Origin of the sequence: uncultured Aquincola sp., assembly GCF_964001545.1 — a bacterium.
Taxonomy (GTDB): domain Bacteria; phylum Pseudomonadota; class Gammaproteobacteria; order Burkholderiales; family Burkholderiaceae_C; genus Aquincola.
Genome location: NZ_CAXFDV010000611.1, coordinates 1 through 5,982 on the forward strand (window position 1 = coordinate 1; position 5,982 = coordinate 5,982).

Annotated in this window: 6 protein-coding genes; 2 read left to right on the forward strand and 4 right to left on the reverse strand. The window is 68.2% G+C overall.

Annotated elements, in window-relative coordinates:
• The 4 genes from ABNT58_RS21285 to ABNT58_RS21300 all read right to left on the reverse strand — a co-directional run.
• Positions 1–615: 4Fe-4S binding protein (locus ABNT58_RS21285; RefSeq protein WP_348755413.1), on the reverse strand; the 615-nt coding region annotated here is incomplete at its 3' end.
• Between the two features lie 22 nt (positions 616–637).
• Positions 638–2,065 (reverse strand): benzoyl-CoA 2,3-epoxidase subunit BoxB, encoded by a 1,428-nt coding sequence (gene boxB, locus ABNT58_RS21290; protein ID WP_348755414.1) that lies wholly within the window; start codon positions 2,063–2,065, stop codon positions 638–640.
• 13 nt (positions 2,066–2,078) lie between these two features.
• Positions 2,079–3,752, reverse strand: coding sequence for a 2,3-epoxybenzoyl-CoA dihydrolase (gene boxC / locus ABNT58_RS21295; protein WP_348755415.1), 1,674 nt, complete (start codon positions 3,750–3,752; stop codon positions 2,079–2,081).
• A gap of 155 nt (positions 3,753–3,907) precedes the next feature.
• Positions 3,908–4,828, reverse strand: coding sequence for a helix-turn-helix transcriptional regulator (locus ABNT58_RS21300; protein WP_348755416.1), 921 nt, complete (start codon positions 4,826–4,828; stop codon positions 3,908–3,910).
• 156 nt (positions 4,829–4,984) lie between these two features.
• Here ABNT58_RS21300 and ABNT58_RS21305 point away from each other — a divergent pair, with 156 nt between their 5' ends.
• Together ABNT58_RS21305 and ABNT58_RS21310 are read left to right on the forward strand one after the other, a co-directional pair.
• Entirely contained in the window at positions 4,985–5,467 is a 483-nt protein-coding gene (locus ABNT58_RS21305; protein ID WP_348755417.1) for a DUF4863 family protein, read from the forward strand.
• Between the two features lie 10 nt (positions 5,468–5,477).
• Positions 5,478–5,982: aldehyde dehydrogenase family protein (locus ABNT58_RS21310; protein ID WP_348755418.1), on the forward strand; the 505-nt coding region annotated here is incomplete at its 3' end.

The window sequence follows — 5,982 nt, forward strand, 5'->3', positions numbered from 1 at the left end:
ATCCACGCCGGGCGGAATGATGCCGATGCTCTGCCCCTCCAGCACCGGGAACGGCATGCTCCCGAAGTCCAGCACCACGTGGTGGGTTTCGCTGGCAAAGCCGCTTTCGGTGCAGTTGATGTTGCCCACCACGGTGGCGGTGGTGGGCTTCTTGGGTGGGTACAGGTTGGTGTACGCATGCGCGGCCGACCACGGCGGCGTGGTGGCGCCGTAGGCCGCGCTGTTGAACGGCGTCTCAGCCAGGCTGGCCGCAGCGGCGGCCGGCGCCTGGGCCAGCACCGGCACCGCCGCTTCGGCCTGCGCATCAGTTGACACGCCGGCCTCGGCCAGCTGCTCGGGCGTCAGCTCGGGCGGCAGCTCGTCCCACAGCAGCTGCTCTTCGATCGGGTAGGCGCGCGTGGCGGGCATCGTGCGCCAGTTGTCGATGGAGCCGGTGGGGCAGGGCGAGATGCAGGCCATGCAGCCGTTGCACACGTCGGCCTTGACCACGTAGTTGCGGTCGTCGTGCGTGATCGCCCCGATCGGGCAGGTGGCCTCGCAGGTGTTGCACCGGATGCAGATCTCCGGATCGATCAGGTGCTGCTTGATCACAGCAACGTCAGTCATGGCATTCATGCTTGCCCGCTCCCGGGGTGGGCTAGTTAAAGCGGACGTATTCGAAGTCCACGGGCTGGCGGTTGATGCCCATCACCGGCGGGCTGATCCAGTTCGCGAACTTGCCCGGTTCCACCACACGGCCCATCAGGCTGGCGACGAAGGCGCGGTCTTCGGTCGTGGGCAGCCATTCGCTCTGCCGCGCCTGCCATTCGGCTTCGCTCACCACACGGCCGTCGGGCGACAGCTTCAGGCCCGCCAGCGCACCGATCTGGCGGTTGAAGGCCTTGTGCGGCACCGACAGGCGGGTGGGAATGCCGGCCTTCTCGATCACCTTGTTCCAGCGGTTCACGCCGGCCACCGAGTCCTTGATGAAGTCGTCGCGCAGCACTTCGTTCAGCGCATTGAGCATCGGCACTTCCTTGTCCACCAGCTGGCCGTTCTGCACTTCCAGCACGCGGTAGGTCTGGCCCTTGAGCAGGTGGTCGTCGTCGCGCTTGCCTTCTTCGTAGCGGCCCTTCAGGCCCGAGCTGTAGAAGGTGGCGGCATTGCTCGACTGGTCGGCGCCGAAGAGGTCGATGGTGACCGAGTAATGGAAGTTGAGGTAGCGCTGGATGGTGGGCAGGTCGATGGCGCCGGCCGCGCGCACCTTCTGCACGTCGTCGGTCTTCAGCTCGTTCATCACCTGGCAGGTGCGGGCGATGACGCGCGAGACGCCGCTTTCGCCCACGAACATGTGGTGCGCCTCTTCCGTCAGCATGAACTTGGTGGTGCGGGCCAGCGGATCGAAGGCGCTTTCCGACAGCGCGGCCAGCTGGAACTTGCCGTCGCGGTCGGTGAAGTAGGTGAACATGAAGAAGCTCAGCCAGTCGGGCGTCTTCTCGTTGAACGCGCCCAGGATGCGCGGGTTGTTCTCGTCGCCCGACTGGCGCTGCAGCAGGGCCTCGGCCTCTTCGCGGCCGTCGCGGCCGAAGTGCTTGTGCAGCAGGTACACCATGGCCCACAGGTGGCGGCCTTCTTCCACGTTGATCTGGAAGAGGTTGCGCAGGTCGTACATGCTGGGCGCGGTCAGGCCCAGGTGGCGCTGCTGCTCCACGCTGGCCGGCTCGGTGTCGCCCTGGGTCACGATGATGCGGCGCAGGTTGGCGCGGTGTTCGCCGGGCACGTCGGTCCAGGCTTTTTCGCCCTTGTGGTCGCCGAAGTGGATCTGGCGGTTGGCATCGCCGGGGTTCAGGAAGATGCCCCAGCGGTAGTCGCGCATCTTCACGTGGCCGAACTGGGCCCAGCCCTGCGGGTCGACGCTGACGGCGGTGCGCAGGTACACGTCGTAGTCGGTCGAGCCTTCGGGGCCGACGTCGTCCCACCACTGGATGAAGTTGGGCTGCCAGCCTTCCAGCGCGCGCTGCAGGGTGCGGTCGTCGCTCAGGTTGACGTTGTTCGGAATCTTCTGGGCGTAGTCGATGGTGCTCATGTCCGTGTCCTCATCAAACGCGATTCAGGTCGAAGGCGGCCTTCTCACCCTTGCCGTACACCTTCAAGGCGCCCTTGTCGCCAACGGCATTGGGGCGGTTGAAGATCCAGTTCTGCCAGGCCGTCAGGCGGCCGAACACGCGGGTGACCATGTTTTCCTTGCCGGAAAAGCGCAGGTTGGCTTCCAGGCCGGTCAAGGCATCGGGCGACATGGCCGCGCGCTCTTCGATGGCGATGCGGATCTCGTCGTCCCAGTCGATGTCGTCGGGCGCGGCCGTCACCAGGCCCAGCTGCAGCGCCTCGTCGGCATCCAGCGCGCGGCCGAGGGCGGCGCGGGCGGCGTCCAGCGCGGGCGCTTCTTCATGGAAGCGGCGGGCCAGGCGGCTCTGGTCGGTCACCAGCGGCAGCGGGCCGAAGTTCAGTTCGTCCAGCTGCAGCCGCGGCGCGCGCTCGGGCTCGTCGGGCAGGGCCAGCATGTAGCAGCGGTCGGCCGCGAAGGCCAGCTCGGCCAGCAGGCCGGCGAAGCAGGAGCCCGGCTCCACCAGCGCAAACAGGCTGCGCGACGACACGTCCAGCCGCGCGAAGGTGCGGCGGAGCAGGCCCAGCGTTTCACGCACCAGCCAGTGGTCTTGCTGCTGCAGCAGCAGCGCATCCACCGCCAGCACCGCGGCGGCGTCGCCTTCGGTCTTCAGCAGCCAGGTGCCCACGTCCAGCTCGTTGGTGCGCAGCGAGAGGATGGCGTCGTCCAACTGGCGGGCCATGGCCAGCGGCCACCAGGCGGCGCCCGCGGCCTCGATGCCTGCGACGTCCGTCGGTTGCGCGCCGGTGGGGGCCTTGACCGTCAGCGTGGCGGTGCGGCGCTCGCGGTCGATCTGCACCTGCACATGGTCATAGCGCAGGCTGTCGGGGCCGTCTTCACGCTCGATGCGCGGCAGCCGGATGCCGGCGGTGCCCGGGCCGGGGCGGCGACTGCCGGCGGCCAGCTTCGATGCGCGCTCCTGCACCGTGGCCGCGAACTGCGCGGGCTTGGCCACCGCGTCCACCAGGCGCCATTCCACCGCGCGCTGGCCGCGCACACCTTCCACGCTGGTGCAGAAGATGTCGGCCAGGTCGTGGCGCACCTTGCGCTTGTCGGTCACGCGGGTCAGGCCGCCGGTGCCGGGCAGCACGCCCAGCAGCGGCACTTCGGGCAGACTGACGGCGCTGCTGCGGTCGTCCACCAGCACGATGTCGTCGCAGGCCAGGGCCAGCTCGTAGCCGCCACCGGCGCAGGCGCCGTTGACCGCGGCCACGAACTTCAGGCCTTCATGCTTCGAGGAGTCTTCGATGCCGTTGCGGGTCTCGTTGGTGAACTTGCAGAAGTTCACCTTCCACGCATGGCTGCTGACACCCAGCATGAAGATGTTGGCGCCCGAGCAGAAGATGCGGTCCTTGGCGCTGGTGACGATGACCGTCTGCACCTCGGGGTGCTCGAAGCGCACGCGGTTGAGGGCGTCGTGCAGCTCGATGTCCACGCCCAGGTCGTAGCTGTTGAGCTTGAGCTTGTAGCCGGGGCGGATGCCACCGTCTTCCGCGATGTCCAGCGACAGCCGTGCGATGGCGCCGTCGGTGCTGAGGGACCAGTGCCGGTACTGGCCCGGCTCGGTGCGGTAATCGACGCGGGGCGCCGTGCTCGGGGTGTCGCTCATGCGGGTCTCCTGTCGGTGGAAGCAGGTTGCTTCTCTGTGACGCGATGGAATGCAGCATAGTGCCTGCGCTATCGTGCGTCAAGGACAGGGTAATGCAATAAAGTGCATTCTCGGGTTTGTCCCAAGCCTGCGGCGCGCGGCGCCGGCAGCGTCGGTCAGGCTTCCAGGGCCAATACCTCGCGCGCCAATCCGCGCAGCTGCGCAAAGCTGGCCTCCAGCGTCTGCCCGCTGGTGTCCAGCGTCAGGTCGGCCTTGCTGTAGAAGGCGGCGCGCCCGGCCAGGATGCGGCGCAGGTCTTCCATCGCCTCCTTGCTGGCGGCCATCGGCCGCAGGTCGCCTTGCGCGGCCACGCGGCCCATGTGCTCCTCGGGCGATGCCTGCAGCCAGATGGTGGTGCAGTGCGCCAGCAGCAGGTTGAAGGTGGCGGGGTCGCTGACGATGCCGCCCGGCGTGGCGATCACCACGTCGGCATAGATCTGCACGGTTTCTTCCAGTGCGCGGCGCTCGTAGCGGCGGTAGGCGGCGGTGCCGTAGAGGTCGTGGATCTCGCGGATGCTGCAGCCGGCCACCTTCTCGATCTCGCGGCTCAACTCCACGAAGGGCAGGTCCAGGTCTTCGGCCAGCAGCTGGCCCAGCGTGGACTTGCCGGCCCCGCGCAGGCCCACCAGCGCGATGCGGCCGCCGCGGGCGCGGTCGCCGCCGGGCTGGCCCAGCAGCTCGGTCAGCGCGATGCGGGCGCGGCGCAGCTCCACCTCGTTGCGGTGTTCCAGCAGCTCGCGGATCAGCAGCCATTCGGGGCTGCTGGTGGTCACGTCGCCCAGCAGCTCGGCCAGCGGGCACTGCAACGCGCTGGCCACCTGCTGCAGCACCAGGATCGACGCATTGCCGATGCCGTATTCCAGGTTGGCGAAGTGCCGCTCCGACACGTCGGCCGCCAGCGCCGCCTGCTTGCGCGTGAGGCCGCGCCGCGCCCGCAGCGTGCGCACCCGCTCGCCCAGCGCCAGCAGCAGCGGGTTCTTGGCCTCCTCGGTGCCCTCTGCGGCTTCCATCGTCGTGCCTTCAGCCCTGTGGTTCATGTTCTTGGTTCTCGCGCGCGGCGCTAGGGGTTATCACTGGAAGTGCACTATATTGCTTGACGCTGCACTGCCTCGTCGCTATCTTTCCCTCACAGGCAAGATACTTCATCGGGCCTGACGCATCAAGCCAGCTTGTACTGGGTCGGAGCCAGCAGCATGTCGCAAGCCCTATTTCACCAACGCATCGCCCAGGTGGCGGAGCAGATCGCAGGCCGGCCGCTGGACGACACGCTGGCGCAGTGGCTCAACACCGAACTGGGCGCCGACAGCGACACCTACCGCCAGCTCAAGCAGCTGTGCCTGCAAGGCGTGGCCGAAGGCTGGCTGTGCCAGCGTGAGCGCGGCGGCATCCGCTATGGCCGGGTGTTTGCCGCCACCGATCCGGCGCTGCACGGCTTTTCGGTGGACGTGGTGGACATGCAGGACATCGCCGGCCCGCACCACCTGCATCCGCTGGGTGAGGTGGACCTGATCATGCCGCTGGAAGGCGACGCCCGCTTCGACGGCCACCCCGCCGGCTGGTGTGTGTACCCGCCCGGCAGCGCGCACCCGCCCACCGTCAGCGGTGGCCGTGCGCTGGTGCTGTACCTGCTGCCGCAAGGGCAGATCGATTTCACGCCCGCCGCGGCGCATGCTTGAAGGATTCCCGGTGACCGAATTGCTCCCCAACCACCTGGCCGGCCGTTGGCAGGCCGGCCGCGGCGAAGGCACGCCGCTGTTCGACCCCGTGCTGGGCGATGAACTGGTGCGCGTGAGCGCCGAAGGGCTTGACCTGGCCGAAGGCTTTGCCTTTGCGCGCCGCACCGGCGGTGCCGCGTTGCGGGCCTTGACCTACGGCCAGCGCGCCGCGCTGCTGCAGCAGGTGGGCCAGGTGCTGCAGGCCCACCGGGCCGATTACGAGGCCATTTCCATCGCCAACAGCGGCACCGTGAAGGCCGACACCGCGGTGGATGTGGACGGCGCCATCTTCACGCTGGGCCAGTACGCCCGCTGGGGCGCGGCGCTGGGCGATGCTACGCACCTGCGTGACGGTGATGCGGTGAAGCTGGGCAAGGAGCCTCTTTTCCAGTCGCAGCATGTGCAGCTGCCCACGCCGGGCGTGGCCTTGTTCATCAATGCCTTCAACTTTCCGGCCTGGGGCCTGTGGGAAAAGG